This is a genomic window from Pseudarthrobacter sp. HLT1-3 (assembly GCF_059383535.1).
On the sequence record NZ_JBWZCJ010000012.1, the window covers coordinates 81390 to 96115 of the forward strand.

At 68.0% G+C, this 14726-nt stretch carries 15 protein-coding genes, 1 tRNA gene and 1 riboswitch; of the genes, 7 read left to right on the forward strand and 9 right to left on the reverse strand.

Going from position 1 to position 14726, the window contains the following annotated elements; translation table 11 throughout:
• Positions 1-84: 84 nt before the first annotated feature.
• A riboswitch (cyclic di-AMP (ydaO/yuaA leader) is annotated at positions 85-243 on the forward strand.
• Entirely contained in the window at positions 242-1018 is a 777-nt protein-coding gene (locus AC50X9_RS12095; protein WP_494893912.1) for an aggregation-promoting factor C-terminal-like domain-containing protein, read from the forward strand. (Overlaps the previous riboswitch by 2 nt.)
• Before the next feature lie 13 nt (positions 1019-1031).
• Here the strand turns inward: AC50X9_RS12095 and AC50X9_RS12100 are convergent, their stop codons facing one another.
• The 3 genes from AC50X9_RS12100 to AC50X9_RS12110 all read right to left on the reverse strand — a co-directional run bounded on the left by AC50X9_RS12100 (position 1032) and on the right by AC50X9_RS12110 (position 2993).
• Positions 1032-1409: a glyoxalase superfamily protein gene (locus AC50X9_RS12100; RefSeq protein WP_494893914.1), complete on the reverse strand. Its 378-nt coding sequence runs from the start codon at positions 1407-1409 to the stop codon at positions 1032-1034.
• Between the two features lie 93 nt (positions 1410-1502).
• Positions 1503-2138, reverse strand: coding sequence for a uracil phosphoribosyltransferase (gene upp / locus AC50X9_RS12105; protein ID WP_494893916.1), 636 nt, complete (start codon positions 2136-2138; stop codon positions 1503-1505).
• A gap of 12 nt (positions 2139-2150) precedes the next feature.
• Positions 2151-2993, reverse strand: a complete 843-nt coding sequence (locus AC50X9_RS12110; protein ID WP_494893918.1) for a phosphatase PAP2 family protein — start codon at positions 2991-2993, stop codon at positions 2151-2153.
• A gap of 71 nt (positions 2994-3064) precedes the next feature.
• Between AC50X9_RS12110 and AC50X9_RS12115 the strand changes: the two genes are divergently transcribed.
• Positions 3065-3568 carry a nucleoside deaminase gene (locus tag AC50X9_RS12115; protein WP_494893920.1) on the forward strand — a complete coding sequence of 168 codons (504 nt, stop codon included), beginning with the start codon at positions 3065-3067 and terminating at the stop codon, positions 3566-3568.
• Between the two features lie 49 nt (positions 3569-3617).
• Here the strand turns inward: AC50X9_RS12115 and AC50X9_RS12120 are convergent, their stop codons facing one another.
• From AC50X9_RS12120 to AC50X9_RS12135, 4 genes are read right to left on the reverse strand one after another with little or no spacing between them, the layout of a single operon-like run.
• Entirely contained in the window at positions 3618-4874 is a 1257-nt protein-coding gene (locus AC50X9_RS12120; RefSeq protein ID WP_494893921.1) for a DNA glycosylase AlkZ-like family protein, read from the reverse strand.
• Positions 4875-4878: 4 nt separating this feature from the next.
• A complete protein-coding gene (locus AC50X9_RS12125; protein ID WP_494893923.1) occupies positions 4879-6201 on the reverse strand; it encodes a glycosyltransferase in 1323 nt (440 codons plus the stop codon).
• Between the two features lie 7 nt (positions 6202-6208).
• Positions 6209-6607 (reverse strand): 6-pyruvoyl trahydropterin synthase family protein, encoded by a 399-nt coding sequence (locus tag AC50X9_RS12130; protein WP_494893925.1) that lies wholly within the window; start codon positions 6605-6607, stop codon positions 6209-6211.
• Between the two features lie 4 nt (positions 6608-6611).
• On the reverse strand, positions 6612-7676 hold the full coding sequence (locus AC50X9_RS12135; protein WP_494893927.1) for a zinc-dependent alcohol dehydrogenase: 1065 nt from the start codon (positions 7674-7676) through the stop codon (positions 6612-6614).
• A 62-nt stretch (positions 7677-7738) separates the two neighbouring features.
• On the opposite strand from AC50X9_RS12135, the gene AC50X9_RS12140 reads away from it, so the two are divergent.
• Positions 7739-7826: transfer RNA gene (locus AC50X9_RS12140), tRNA-Ser, on the forward strand.
• Positions 7827-7948: 122 nt separating this feature from the next.
• Here the strand turns inward: AC50X9_RS12140 and AC50X9_RS12145 are convergent.
• Both AC50X9_RS12145 and AC50X9_RS12150 read right to left on the reverse strand, forming a co-directional pair.
• The gene (locus AC50X9_RS12145; RefSeq protein ID WP_494893929.1) at positions 7949-8728 is read right to left on the reverse strand and encodes a type 1 glutamine amidotransferase domain-containing protein; all 780 of its coding nucleotides are present in this window, start codon (positions 8726-8728) and stop codon (positions 7949-7951) included.
• Between the two features lie 440 nt (positions 8729-9168).
• Entirely contained in the window at positions 9169-9372 is a 204-nt protein-coding gene (locus tag AC50X9_RS12150) for a hypothetical protein (RefSeq protein WP_494893931.1), read from the reverse strand.
• A 149-nt stretch (positions 9373-9521) separates the two neighbouring features.
• Here AC50X9_RS12150 and AC50X9_RS12155 point away from each other — a divergent pair, with 149 nt between their 5' ends.
• From AC50X9_RS12155 to AC50X9_RS12170, 4 genes are all read left to right on the forward strand, one after another.
• On the forward strand, positions 9522-10340 hold the full coding sequence (locus AC50X9_RS12155; protein WP_494893933.1) for a pyruvate, water dikinase regulatory protein: 819 nt from the start codon (positions 9522-9524) through the stop codon (positions 10338-10340).
• 152 nt (positions 10341-10492) lie between these two features.
• Positions 10493-12892 carry a phosphoenolpyruvate synthase gene (ppsA, locus tag AC50X9_RS12160; RefSeq protein ID WP_494893935.1) on the forward strand — a complete coding sequence of 800 codons (2400 nt, stop codon included), beginning with the start codon at positions 10493-10495 and terminating at the stop codon, positions 12890-12892.
• A gap of 222 nt (positions 12893-13114) precedes the next feature.
• Positions 13115-13741, forward strand: coding sequence for a hypothetical protein (locus AC50X9_RS12165; RefSeq protein WP_494893937.1), 627 nt, complete (start codon positions 13115-13117; stop codon positions 13739-13741).
• Between the two features lie 191 nt (positions 13742-13932).
• Positions 13933-14649, forward strand: coding sequence for a YcnI family copper-binding membrane protein (locus tag AC50X9_RS12170; RefSeq protein ID WP_494893999.1), 717 nt, complete (start codon positions 13933-13935; stop codon positions 14647-14649).
• Positions 14650-14726 lie beyond the last annotated feature (77 nt).

Consider the following 14726-nt stretch of genomic DNA (forward strand, 5'->3'; position numbering starts at 1 on the left):
CTTAGCCGCCCAGGTCCTGTACGGTTTTTAGGGTGCGGCCATCACTAGGGCCGCATATCCGGGCGCACGCCAAGCTCTGCCGCCTACCGGATTCCGCTGGACCAGGCAGAGGCGGGGGACCCAGAGTTCCCGGGCATTTGCATCTTCCGCCCTTGGGGTGAAGCCGACACGTGAAATTCCGTGCGGCCGGGTGACCTCACCCGAACCCGACAGCTAACTCCGCAGGCGTTGAGAGGCGATTATGACCGACTTCAACGCACAACCGCGCCCTGACGGCGCCGAGAACACCACCCGCTCCAAACCGGCGAGCCACCGCGCGGAACCAGCCAAGCCCGCGTCGGCCCTGTCCCGGATTGCCGGCAATGTCGGCTCCACCGGCCGCCGGGCGGCGGTTGTGGTTGCGGCCTGCGCGGTCCTCGTGGGGGCCGGCGCCGCAGGCCAGGCGTCCGAGACCGGCGCCCGCAACACCAGCGCGGGCAGTTCCACGCAACCAGCCACGACGGCGGATCCGTTGACGCACCTCGATTTTGAACGCGTCCGGGTTGCCAACCAGGCCGTAATCCCGACCGGAACCGCCGCCGCCCCGGCAGCGCCGGTTCAGCAAGCTGAAGTACCCGCCCCGGCAGCTGCACCGGCCCCTGCACCGGCTCCGGCCGCCGCTCCGGCTCCGGAGCCCGCACCCGCACCAGCTCCTGCTCCTGTCGCCGTCAATGACCCTGCCGGAGCCCAGGCTTACGCGGCCAGCCAGCTGGGTTCCTACGGCTGGGCCGCCAGCCAGATGCCCTGCCTGATGAAGCTCTGGACCAAGGAGTCGGACTGGGAGACCACTGCCACCAACCCGAGCAGCGGCGCCTACGGCGTGGTCCAGTCCCTGCCCGCCGAGAAGATGGCCAGCGCCGGGGCGGACTACCGGACCAACTACCGCACGCAGATCAACTGGGGCCTGCAGTACGTGCAGGATCGCTACGGCTCCCCATGCGGGGCCCTGAACTTCCACTACGCCAACAACTGGTACTAAGCAGCGCTGCGGATCAGCCGCCCGGGCGGTTGGGGATGTACTGCACTGCCCACTTGTTGCCGTCGGGATCGGCGAAATAAACGAAGTGCCCCCAGTCCTGGACGTCGATGCCGCTGACCTCCACACCGTTGTCCTTGAGCTGTTGGTGGGCTGCCGCGATGTCGCTGACCACCAGCTGCAGGCTGGGGGCGGTGCCCGGCGGCGCATCATTGAGGCCCTCGCCGATGGCGATCGAGCAGGCTGAGCCGGGCGGGGTCAGCTGGACGAAGCGGATGCCGTCCATCGGCCGCTCGTCATAGTCGGCGTTGAAGCCCACCTTGTTGACGTAGAAATCCTTGGCGCGGTCCACATCGGACACCGGGACAAAGACGAGTTCGAGTTTCCAGTCCATGACGCTCAGGCTAGTCCCGCAGGGTCTCGCCGGGAAAGGGAAATCTCAAGCCCGTGGAACCCGCCGCGGGCAGGTTCGCGTCGGGCGGCTGGCTTAGCCGGCCACGCCGTAGAGGCGGTCGCCGGCATCGCCCAGGCCCGGGACGATGTAGGACTTTTCGTTGAGCTTCTCATCGATCGAGGCGAGCACGATCGTCACGTTGGCGTCGGAGAGCTCTTCCTCCAGCTTTGCCAGGCCTTCCGGGGCCGCGAGCAGGCAGATGCAGGTGACGTCGGAGGCGCCGCGCTTGAAGAGGAACTTGATGGCCTCGCGCAGCGTGCCGCCGGTGGCAAGCATGGGGTCCAGGACGAAGATCTGCCGGTCGGTGAGGTCCTCGGGGAGCCGCTCGGCATACGTGATGATATCCAGGGTCTCTTCGTCGCGGGCCATCCCCAGGAAGCCGACCTCGGCCGTGGGGACCAGCTTGGTCATGCCCTCGAGCATGCCGAGCCCGGCGCGCAGGATGGGGACGACCAGCGGCGTGGGCTTGGTGAACGCGGTGCCGATGGTCGTGCTGACCGGGGTCTCGATGGTCACCGGTTCGGTGCGGACTTCGCGGGTTGCCTCATACGCCAGGAGCGTCACAAGTTCCTCGGTGAGCTGGCGGAAAACCGGGGAGGGGGTGTTCTTGTCCCGTAGAACGGTGAGCTTATGGGCGACCAGCGGGTGGTCCACAACGAGAGTGCGCATGGGTCAAAACTATCACCCGGCGGACGGGGGCCCGCCCGTGGGGCCGCGGGCGCCGACGTCGTTCGCTTCCTCTGGAGAACCGCTGCCGGCGGCGCCGTCGCGCAGGTGGACAGAGTTGTCAAAAGTCGGGGCGGGTCCGGCGTCCTCGCGGTGCCGCAGGGCGTGGAAGAACCGGTGGGCCATGATCACGATCCCGACCCAGGCCAGCCCCAGCACCCATCCGATGATCACATCGGTCATCCAGTGGTGGCCCAAATAGACCCTGCTCATGCCCATTGCGAAGATGAAGGCCGCCCCCGCCGCGATCAGGCCGACACGGGCCAGGGTGTGTTCAATCTGCAGACAGGCGAGGTACACCACAAGTCCGATTACCACCGTGGTGTTGAGCGTGTGGCCGCTAGGGAACGACGGCGAACTTTCGTAGGGCGGGACGGCGTCGGCGTGGTCCGGACGGGTCCGGCCGATCAGCGTCTTGCCCACGGACGTCGCGGTCACGGAGACCGCCGCGGCACCGCCGATCAGGATCAGCGGCCGCCAGGTCCGGCTGGTCCAGATCAGCCACGCGGTCAGGAGACTGCCCAGGATGGGCATCCCAATCCCGCCCCCGATGTTGGTGAAACCCGTGACGAACGCGTCCAGGCCGGGGCTGCGGAGCTGTTCCATAAACCCCAGGGTGGGCTTGTCCAGGCTGGCCAGGCCGGCCTCGTCCACGACGTCGTTATAGACCTCGGCACTTACCAGCGCCAGCATCAGCACCACCGCGCCGCCCACGAGCATCGTGGCCCACAGCGCCGCATACGGCACCACCCACTTGCCCCAACGGTGCGTTATCCAGCCCACTGTCCCGTTGTTCACGGTTGCTCCCGAATGTTGGTGCTGGCAGCCGGGCTGCACAGCTTGCTTAGCATCGAAACTATCATTGAGCCATGACTTGCCCCGAGCCCCGCCATGCCGAATGGATGGGCCTTGCCCTCACCGAGGCGCGTGCCGCGCTGGCCACGGCCGACGTGCCGATCGGCGCCGTCGTCATCGGTCCGGACGGCACCGTGCTCGGCAGCGGACGCAACGAACGCGAGGCGCTCGGGGATCCGACGGCACACGCTGAGATGGTGGCCATCCGCGCGGCGGCCGCCCGGCTGCAGGAACGCAGCGCGCAGGGCGGAATGGCCGGTGCCGGTTGGCGTCTGGAGGACTGCACCCTGGTGGTGACGCTCGAGCCCTGCGCCATGTGCGCCGGGGCCGTGGTGCTGGCCCGGATCCCGCGGGTTGTGTTCGGGGCCTGGGACGAGAAGGCAGGCGCCGCCGGTTCCGTGTTCGACATCCTCCGCGAGCGCCGGCTCAACCACTGGGTGGAAGTGTATGGCGGGATCCGCGAGCACGAGTGTGCGGAGCTGCTTCGGGACTTTTTCGCCGGTCACCGCGGCAACTGAACTCTGAATCCTGGCCGCCATCGCGAGTCCCCGGAGGCTCCGAGCCGTGCTACCGGCCGGCCGCGGAGGCCGCGGCGGAGGCCGCCAGGGCGTCGATCCGCTTTTGCCGGGTGGCCGGTGAGTCGAGGCTGAAGGCGCGGAAGTCTCCCAGGTCCTCGCGGATCCACTCCTCGACTTCGGCGATCCGCCGGGTCACAGCAGGCGTGGGGGCGTGGAACACCCAAGGCACGATCCGTTCCCTGCCGGGATCGTACTGCCACAGCCCGATGATCCGGCCCCGGTCGAAGATGGGATGGTCCGGGAGGTCCGCCTGCAGCGCCAGCGAGCCAATGGCCTTGGTGTGCTGGTCCTCCTCGGCCAGCAGGTCCGCGGCGTTCCGCCGCAGCAGCGCGAGTGAGTCCGTGCCGGCCAGCAGTTGGATCTGTTCGCCGGCCGGTTCCTGGAACGTGGCGAGCTGGTCGACGTCGTCGGGCAGCATCCACAGCATGTCCCCGGCGGCGGTGGCAACCTCCACCGCGCCGGCCGCAGCCAGCGCCGCCTTGCTCTGGACCACGGTGAAGGCCGTAAACCACTGCGACTGTTTGAAGGTCGCTCCTCCGGTCCAGGCCAGGTAGCGGCGGACCAGCTCGGCGCGGGTTTCCTCGTCGTCGAGCGGGCTCGGCCGGAGGTTCCAGAGCTCGTAGGCGTAGCGCTGCAGGTCGAGGCGGCCGTTGGCCGGGACCCGGCGGATCCGGCCCTGCGCCTGCAGGATGCCCAGGGCCGCGGGGAGGGTGGTGCTGGCGCCCTTCCTCTTGCCTTCCTCGCCGAGGTTCCGCACGGAGTCGCCAAGTTCCTCCTTGAGCTGCCTCGGGTCCAGCGGGACGCCTGCCTCGGCGAGCGTGTGCAGCACCTGCTCCTCCAGCAGGGTGAGTTCGCCGCGGTCGACGCCGAGCCTGCCGAGCACCTTGAAGGTGGCCTCGGCGGCGTCCCGCCCGAGCTGCAGCGCCCAGGCGAAGTCGTCCCGGCCCAGGACGTAGGTGCAGCCGCGGGCTGTCGGGAGTTCGAGGATCCGGTGCGCCAGGACGTCGGCGTCCACTTGTTCGCGGCGGATGCCGGCGCGGGCGAAGAGCGTGAGGTAGGGGTTGGCGCCGCCAATGGAGCGCGCCCAACCCGCCCGGGCCAAGACCTGCTCCGAGGTGCAGCCGGCCAGTGAACCGTCCAGGCCCTGTTTGTGCCAGGCCCAGGCGCGGAGCCGCTCCGGAGTGAGGGTCCGGGCCGCTGGAGTTTTCGCGGTCCGGGTCTGCGTGGTCAGTGGCAGGGGCGTCATGGGGTCATTGTCCACCAGCCGGCTCGGCAGGGGAATCTTCCACGGGAGGCTTTTCCTGCGGGGCAGCCGGCGGGGGCCCCGCCGGGCGTTCCGGGTTCAGGGCCTCCAGCACGGTTCGGGCGGTGGTATTCCAGCCGGGAAGCCGGCCGCGGGCGTCCATCGCAGCGGCCCGCCAGCGGGTGCGGACCCCGGGGTCGCCCAGCCAGCGCCGCAGCACCTGGGCGAGCGGAGCCGGGTCCTCGTCGAGGGTGACGGCTGTCCCCGGCAGGGTGACGGCTGTCCCCGGCAGGGCGGCTGCGTGGGGCGTCGGCGCGGGGGGCGTGGCCGCTGGCGGCGTTCCTGCGGAAAGCGCCGGCACGGCGGCGCCGGCAGCGAGCGCTTCGACGGCGCCGGTGCCGGCCCGGACGATCACGGGCACTCCCCGCGCAATCGACTCCGTGACCACGAGCCCGAAAGTCTCGGCCTGCGAGATGAGCAGGCTGAGGTCCGCCGCAGCCCATTCCGCCTCAAGCGCCCCGCCTCGCAGCTCCCCCGGGATCCGGAGCCGATCGTGCAGCCCCAACTGCTTCGCCGTGTCGCGGACCAGTGCGGCGTAGCGCGGGTCCGCGGTGTCCGAGCCGATCAGGGAAGCGGTCCAGGGCAGATCCAGCAGGGCTGACAGTGCTCCGAGCAGCAGCAGCTGGTCCTTGTTGGGCAGCAGGGCGGCCACGGCGAGGAAATGCGGCGGCTCGGACCCGAAGGCCAGCGCAGCGGCGTCGGTACCGGGCGGGGCGACCCGCAGACCGTCCGTCCCATGCCGGGCCCGGATCCGCGCCGCGGCAGAGCCGCTGGTGCAGATCACCCCGGCTGCCGCCCGCAGGGCCCGGCGTTCCAGACTGGTTTCCTCCTGTCCGGTGTCGTCCAGCGGCATGTGGAGCAGGATCCAGGCGGGACGCCCGATGGCCGCGGCGGCCGCGAGTTGCTCCGGAGCCCCGCAGCCGAGCAGCCCGTCAATGAGGGTGACGGTGCGGCGGGGGCGGGCGCCGCGGACGTCGTCGGAATCCCCGTTGGCATTGTTGGCATTTTCATCGTCGCCGTCGTTGGAGCCGTCGGCAGTGAAGTCGGCCCCGTCACTACATAAAAGGGCTCCCAGCCGCTGCCGGTCCTCCGCGCTGCCAACCGGCCAGCCGCCGTCGAGCGGGCAGGTCTTCACCTCCACGCCCAGGACGGCGAGCTCCCGGGCGAGCGCGGCGTTGTAGACGTTGCCGCCCGAGTTGTGACGCACGTTGCCGGGCACCACGAATCGGACGCGGAGACCGTCCGGCCGCACCCTGTTCCTGGCTGTCACCAGAGTCCTAGCTGGCCTCAAAGTCGAGCGAGTAGCTGGCCCAGGCGTCGGGGGTTTCGCGCAGGGTGACGTCCAGCCCGGCCAGTTCGCGTCCGTCTGCGCCGGGACGGATTCGGGCCGCCACGGCGTCGGCGACATACTGGGCCAGCGCCTCGGTGGTGCTAAGCCGGCCCGCAAAGTCCGGGTGCTCGTCGAGGTTCTTGAAGTTCAGGCCCTCGAGGATCGAATCCAGCACCTCGCCAGCCTCGCCGATGTCCAGGACAATCGAGTCCTCGTTCAGGGTTCGTCGGCGGAAGGTCACTTCCGTGACGAAGGTGGCGCCGTGCATCCCCTGGGCGGGGCCGAAGGCGGGGCGCGGAAGGCTGTGGGCGATCATGAAGTTGCGGCGGACGGTCAGGCTGAACACTGGTTTACCTCGTGGCTTCTGTAGGGGCTGGTTCGGTCGCGGGGTTTTTCCGGACAGGGGCTTCACCGGCCGGGTATTCGATGACGTGGCAGAGCGCCTCAAGGGTCCCGTCGGAGAGCTGCTGGACGACGTCGGGCACATCCTCGAACGCGGAAGAGCCGGTGAGGAACACGTCGTAGCCGGGATCTCTCAACAGCGAGACGGCGAGCCGCAGCCGGTCGGCGTTCGTGCGGCGGTGCCGGCGCGAGCGGGCCACCACGCCGACCTGGCTGGCCCGGATCGACAGCCGGCGGGCGTGGAAGTCTTCGCCGAGCGGCAGGGTCACCTTCCGGTCGGCATACCAGGACATCTCGATCACCTCACCGTCGTCCCCCGCAAGTTGCAGGGCACGCTCCAGACCGGCCTCCGAGGCGGAGCAATGGATCACGATATCGCAGTCGGGCAGCGCGTCCTCGGGATGGCTGAACTCGACGCCGAGGGCTTCGGCAAAGGCCTGCTTGGCCGGGTCGACGTCGACCAGCTGCAGTCGTCCGAGCGGAAAGGTGCTGAGGAGCTTGGCGACCATGCCGCCGACCAGGCCGGCGCCGATCACGGTGACGCGGTCGCCGAGGCGGGGCCCGGCCTCCCAGATGCCGTTGATCGCGGTCTCGACGGTGCCGGTCAGCACGGCGCGGCGGGCCGGAACCCCGTCGGGAACCACGGTGAGGGACTCCACCGGGACGACGTAGCGGTCCTGGTGCGGGTACAGGCAAAACACCGTCTTGCCCAGCCACTCCGCCGGGCCGTCCTCGACGGTACCGACGGAGAGGTAGCCGAACTTCACCGGCGAAGGGAAGGTGCCCTCCTGGTTCGGGGCGGCCATTTCCTGAGCCATGCATTCCGGGACACGGGCGTTGTGCACCACCAGTTCGGTGCCTTTGCTGATGCCGGAGTAGAGGCTGCGGACCAGCGCCTCGCCCGGGCCCGGGGCAGGCAGGTCCCCGCGCCGGAGTTCCCCCTTCTCGGGGCCGACGGTCCAATAGGCGGTCGCTGTGCTGTGCTGTGCTGGTTGCTTGTCCGAGGTAGTCATCTTGCTGTCGAATCTAGTCCGTTTTGGGGTTGGGCGCATTGCTCCGGTAGCCTATTCAGGTTGGTGACGTGTCCGAGCGGCCGAAGGTGCAACACTCGAAATGTTGTTTGGTGAAAGCCAACGTGGGTTCAAATCCCACCGTCACCGCCACGTGGCAAAACCCCCGCTTCCCTTTGAAACGAAGGGAAGCGGGGGTTTTGCTTTGTTAGACAGTGTGGTTGCCGGCGCATGTACACCGACTGGCGGCCGCCAGTTTCAGTGCGCCGCGGGCGTTAGTGCTCGGTGCCTGCCGCAGCAGCCTTCTTGGCGGTCTTCTCGGCGTCCTTCTCGGCGCGCAGAGCCTCAGTCTCGTGCAGTTCCTCGGCTTTTTCCTGGTGGATGACCTCTGCCAGGAGCTTCTCCATCTCCTTGGCCACGCCGGCGGCTGACGCCGGGTTCTGGCCGGTCACCAGCCGGTCGTCAACCACGACCTTCTCCTCAAAGACATCAGCGGAGACGTGGGTCGCGCCCTGTTCCTCAAGCCGGTCCGCCAAAAAGAACGGGATGACCTTGTCCTTCCCTGCGGCAACCTCCTCGTCGTTGGTGAAGGCGGCCACCTTCCGGCCCTCGACCAGCCGAAAGCCGTTGGCCAACTCGACGTTCAGCAGTCCGGCCGGCCCGTGGCAGACAGCGCCCACCACGCCGCCGGCGTTATAGACGCTGGCCACCAGCTTCTGCAAGCCTTCGCTGTCCGGGAAGTCCCACATGGTGCCGTGGCCTCCCACGAGGAAGACGGCGTCGTACTGGTCGGGATCAACGACGTCGACGCGGGCAGTGTTGTAGAGGCCGGCGCGCGTGGTCTCGTCCTCCGTGAAGGCGACCTGGATGGGATCTTCTGAGTCCACTTCGTCGCGCGGGGGCTGGCCGCCCTGGATGGACGCGAAGTCGACGAAATGCCCGGAATCCTTGAAGACCTTCCAGGGATGTGCCGCCTCGGCCACGTTGTAGCCGGTCTTCTCTCCGGTATCGCCGATCTCGGAAACGCTGGTCAGTACCATGAGGATTTTCTTCATGAAGTGCTCCTATCGTCTGAACTCCACCCTACGCCCAGCCAATTCGGGCCCTGAGAGTGCGCGAAATCGCGCATCAGGGCGCGGGATGCGAATCCCGCCATCACAGCGAAACAGCAAGGCCCCAGGTTCCCTTTTGCATATCAAGGGAGACGGGGCCTTTGCTTTGTCCGAACGGGGTCTGGGTGCAGTGCTCCGTGGGGACCGGGAATTCCTGCCAGCTGGCTCCATCGTTTTGAGACCATGGAGCCAGCCGTTGCGGAATCCGGCTCGATCGGAACACCGAAATGGTCTCTCCCCAGAAAGATGCCCGGGCCAGATCCCAACGCAAGAGTAAACGGCGAATCCCAGACGGGCAATAGGCGCCATTTGACTTGAAAATTTTGTTTTCCTGTGGTTGGTCGGACCCGGATCTGCCAGTCTGTGCCCGCTCCAGGAATCCTCTAGTCGGCCGGGCTCACCACGTCCTCAAGGACGGACCGGTCGAAGAAACGGATCTCTCCGGTGTCCGGAAAGAACACCGGAACGACTGAAGTGCTCGGGTCCTTCGAAGTTTCGTAGATTTCGGGCGCACCCCCGTGCCGGCGGGCAATCGTACCAACCAGGTCCGTGCCGCGGACTCTGACGGTCCGGTATTTGTAGCTCATTCGGGCTCCTTTAGTGACGTGGGACACAGCCTACTCCTGGTCGCGCAGCCTGCCCCGGGCACGCGGCAGTCGAGGGCCCTGCCAGCGCCGGGCGCGCGGCAGGTGCGTCACGGAAGGAAGGGCGGCCCGCACTGGTGCACAATGCGTTCATGACCAATGACGCTCCCCGCCCGGTCTACTTCCTTTCGGACAGTACGGGCATCACCGCAGAAACGCTCGGCAACACCTTGCTGACGCAGTTCCCCGCGAACGATTTTGACCGCATCACCGTCCCTTTCATCACCACCGTCGACCAGGCCCGCGCCGTCGTGAAGGTGATCGACAATCTGGCAGCCACCGGCCTGCAGCCGATCGTCTTTTCCACGGCCGTCAGCAGCGACATCCGCCAGACCCTGGGCACCTGCAAGGGGATCATCGTGGATCTCATCGGCACCCACGTCGGGCTGCTGGAAAGCGCCCTGGGCACACAGGCCAGCGGGGAACCCGGCAGGGCCCACGGCCTGGGCAACGCCGCCCGCTACCAGTCGCGGATGGCCGCCGTCGAATATGCCATGGAGCACGACGACGGCCAGAGCCTGCGTGCGCTCGAAAAGGCCCAGGTCATCCTGGTGGCCCCGTCCCGCTGCGGCAAAACGCCCACCACCATGTACCTGGCGCTGCAGCACGGCATCTTCGCCGCCAACTTCCCGCTCGTGGACGAGGACTTCGAACGGGAAGGACTCCCCAAGCCGCTGCGGCCGTTCGTGTCGAAGTGTTTCGGCCTGACCACCAATCCGCTGCGCCTAAGCCAGGTCCGCACCGAACGCCGCCGCGGCTCGCCCTACGCCTCGCTGCGGCAGTGCGGCTTCGAGCTCCGCAGCGCCGAACGGCTATACGTCTCGCACGGGATCCCGTACCTGAACTCGGCCAGCGTCTCAGTGGAGGAAATGGCCGCGACCATCCTCCAGAAGATGAACCTCAAGCACTAGGGCAACCCGTTCACAAATGTTGTGTGAAACACATCAGGTGGAAACACCGGCCTAGACCTGTCAGTCTGGATTCAACTTGCGCCCATCAACCGGCGAGCGCCCCATGCGGGGCGGCCATACCGCATGCCATCATCTGCAAAGGAGCAGCAACCATGACGACAGACATCCTGTGGTTCTCAGAACTCGGCCTCAAGGATCTGGACCGGGTGGGCGGTAAGAACGCCTCCCTTGGCGAGATGGTGCAGAACCTGACTTCCGCCGGCGTCCAGGTCCCGGACGGCTTCGCCACCACCGCAGACGCCTACCGCAGCTTCCTGGCGGACTCCGGCCTGGACCAGAAAATTGCCGACCGGCTGGTCGGACTGGACACCGATGACGTGACGGCGCTGGCCGCAGCAGGCCAGGAGATCCGCAAGCTGATGCGCGAGACTCCCTTCCTGCCGGACTTCGAGGCGCAGATCCGCGCCTCGTACCAGAAGCTGGTGGAGAAGCACGGCGGCTCCGAGGACCTGTCCTGGGCCGTCCGCTCCAGCGCGACGGCGGAAGATCTTCCCGACGCCTCCTTCGCCGGCCAGCAGGAAACCTTCCTGAACGTCCGCGGCATCGAGAACATCCTCGTGGCCATCAAGGACGTCTTCGCGTCCCTCTACAACGACCGCGCCATCGCCTACCGGGTGCACCACAAGTTCGAGCACGCCGAGGTCGCACTCTCGGCGGGCGTCCAGCGCATGGTCCGTTCCGACGTCGGCGCTTCCGGCGTGATGTTCACAATGGACACCGAATCCGGGTTCCAGGACGCCGTCTTCGTCACCTCCTCCTACGGCCTCGGCGAGGCCGTGGTCCAGGGCGCGGTCAACCCGGACGAGTTCTACGTCTACAAGCCCGCCCTGCAGGCCGGCCGCCCCGCCATCCTCAAGCGCGGACTGGGCGAGAAGGCGCTGCAGATGACCTACACCAGCAACCGCGAAATCGGCCACACCATTGACTTCGTCCCGGTGGAGGCCTCGCTGCGGAACCGCTTCAGCCTCACCGACGACGACGTCGAGCAGCTCGCCCGCCACGCCGTCGCCATCGAGAACCACTACGGACGCCCGATGGACATCGAATGGGGCAAGGACGGGATCGACGGCGGCCTGTACATTCTGCAGGCGCGTCCCGAAACCGTGCAGTCGCGCCGGACCTCCGGCAGCCTGAGCCGCTTCCGCCTGAACGGCACCAGCAAGGTACTCGTCGAGGGCCGCGCGATCGGCCAGCGCATCGGAGCCGGCAGCGTCCGCATCCTCACCTCGATCGACCAGATGGCCGCCTTCAAGACCGGCGACGTCCTGGTCGCGGACATGACCGACCCGGACTGGGAACCGATCATGAAGCGCGCCTCCGCGATCGTGACCAACCGCGGCGGACGTACCTGCCACGCGGCCATCATCGCCCGCGAACTGGGGATTCCCGCCGTCGTCGGTACCGGGTCCGCCACGGATGTCCTCTCCGACGGGCTCGACGTGACCGTTTCGTGCGCCGACGGCGAGACCGGCGTCATCTACGAGGGAATCATCGACTTCAGCGTCGAGGAAACCGAAATCACCCAGCTGCCCGAGGCCCCGGTCAAGGTCATGATGAACGTCGGCACGCCCGAGCAGGCGTTCACCTTCGCGCAGCTGCCCAACCACGGCGTGGGCCTGGCCCGGCTGGAATTCATCATCAACCGCCAGATCGGCATCCACCCCAAGGCGCTGCTGAACCTGAAGGACCAGCCGGACGAGGTCAAGGCTGAAATCCGCGAGCGGATCGCCGCCTACGACAACCCGCGTGAGTACTACATCAAGCGCCTGGCGGAAGGTGTGGCGACCATCGCCGCGGCGTTCGCGCCCGAGCCGGTGATTGTCCGGATGTCCGACTTCAAATCCAACGAATACGCGAACCTCCTTGGCGGACCCGCCTACGAGCCGCACGAAGAGAACCCGATGATCGGCTTCCGCGGCGCCTCCCGGTACCTGGAGCCGTCCTTCCGGGACTGCTTCGACCTGGAATGCGAGGCACTGTCCTTCGTCCGCAACGAGATGGGCCTGACCAACGTCAAGCTGATGATCCCGTTTGTGCGCACCCTGGACGAGGCCAGCGGCGTCATCGGACTGCTCGCGGAGAACGGCCTGCGCCGCGGCGAGAACGGCCTTGAGGTCATCATGATGTGCGAACTGCCGTCCAACGCGCTGCTGGCCGACGAGTTCCTGGACTACTTCGACGGATTCTCCATCGGCTCCAACGACATGACCCAGCTGACCCTGGGCCTGGACCGGGATTCCGCCATCGTCGCCGGCAGCTTCGACGAGCGGAACCCTGCCGTCAAGAAGCTCCTGAGCATGGCGATCAAGGCCTGCAAGGCGCGCGGCAAATACGTGGGCATCTGCGGCCAGGGGCCCAGCGACCACCCGGACTTCGCCGAATGGCTGGTCGAGGAAGGCGTGGATTCCGTCTCGCTGAACCCCGACACCGTGGTGGACACCTGGCTCCGGCTCGCCGGCGCCACAGCGGCCGCCCCGGCCGCCGCCGTCTAACCCGGTGACCTGACACGGTGCGCTGACGCCAGCCCTGGCCCCACACCGAAAAATGGAAACACCCCGGTCTTCGGACCGGGGTGTTTTTTCGTGCCGGACCGCCGCTTCACGCGAGCGGTCCGTTTTCGCAACGCGGTAGAACTCGCCGGTAGAATCAGGAGAGTCCCGCAGCCCAAAAGTCCGCGGGAGCAACCATGGCCGCCGCGGTGAAGGGAGTGCTCGATGCGCACAGCCGCCAGAGCACCATTCCACGCCCTGCGCTCGGCCATGGTGGCACTCACCGTCCTGTCCCTGGCGGCCGGAGCCCACACCCTTGCCGGCGGGCAGCTGCCGGCCACCGGCATCCTGCTGGCCCTGCTGGCGTTAACCGGGCTGGCCTCCACCACCGCGACCCGGCTGAAGCTGACCCTCCCCGCGATGGCGGGCCTGCTCGGTGCCGGACAACTGGTGCTGCACCAGGCCTTCGCCGCCTTTAGCGGCCCGGCACCGGCCGTCTCCGGACCGGTGGCCGGCGCCGTGCCGCACCACCTCGGAACGGTTCACTTCCCGGTCGGCGGTGGCAGCCAGCTCGCGGCGTCGGGGCTGGATTCCGGGCCCGCCCTGCTGATGCTGGCCGGCCATACGCTGGCCACGCTCCTCTGCGCCGTACTCCTCGCGAAGGGTGAGGATGCGCTGTGGTCGCTGGCGGCCTGGCTCCGCCCGCTGCTCCGGCTGCCCGCCGCCATGTCGCCCGACGCCGTCGCGGTTCCGGCCGTGGCGGGCTGGCCGGCGGAGTCCGCGCCGCTGCCCTGGCGGAACCTCCGGCGCGATTGCCGGCGCGGGCCGCCCGCCGCCGTCGTATTTTCCTGACCCTTTCCCGGCCGCGGCCGCGTCTGTTCCCTGGCATCAGGCCCGGCGCCGCCGCGCCACCCCATTTTTTGGTGCGCCTGCCGCAGTGCTGCGCGCCCGCCTGAAAGGCAGCCCCTGTGAAGATTTCCTCCCACCCTGTCCTGCGCCGCACCCTCACCGCCACGGCAGTAGCCGGCGGAACCGCGGCCCTGATGCTTGCCGGCCTGTCCGGCGCGTCGGCGCATGTCGGCGTCACCCCGGATAAGACCACCGCGGACTCCTACGCCCTGCTGACCTTCGCAATCCCGCACGGCTGCGAGGAGTCCGGCACCACCAAAGTGACCATCACCCTGCCCGCCGAACTCAACGATGCCCAGCCCACGGTCAACCCGAACTGGACGGCCGCCAAGGTCACCGAGCAGCTGGCCGAACCGAAGAAACTCGCCGACGGCACCAGCATCACCAAGCGGACCAGCCAGATCGTCTACACCGCCAAGGCGCCCCTGGAGCCGGCCCTCCGCGATGCCCTGGTGCTCTCGGTGAAACTCCCCGATGCTGCCGGCAAGACCCTGTACTTCCCGACGCTGCAGAACTGTGAGACCGGCCAGACCGACTGGTCGCAGCTGCCCGCCGAGGGCCAGGATCCGCACTCACTCAAGGCACCGGCACCCTCCGTTGCAGTCACGGCCGCCGCGGCCGACGGACACACCGCCCACGCCGCGAGCGCCCCGGAAACCACCGTCGGGACGGTCCAGGCCGCTGCGGTGAGTGACGACGGCGCCCAGGCCCGCAGCTGGGCCGGGCTCGTTGCCGGTGTCGGCGGCTTGGCCCTTGGCGGCCTTGCGCTGGCCCGCGGCCGGGGCAACAGCCCCTCACCGGTCCGCGCTTCTGCGCCCGGTTCCGCAGCCGGTTCCGCACCCAAGGAGTAGCTGACCTCGATTGATGCCCGGAAATCACAATCCGGGCATCAATCCGCCGCCGCCGTCGTGGCGTCGTTGACTCGGGG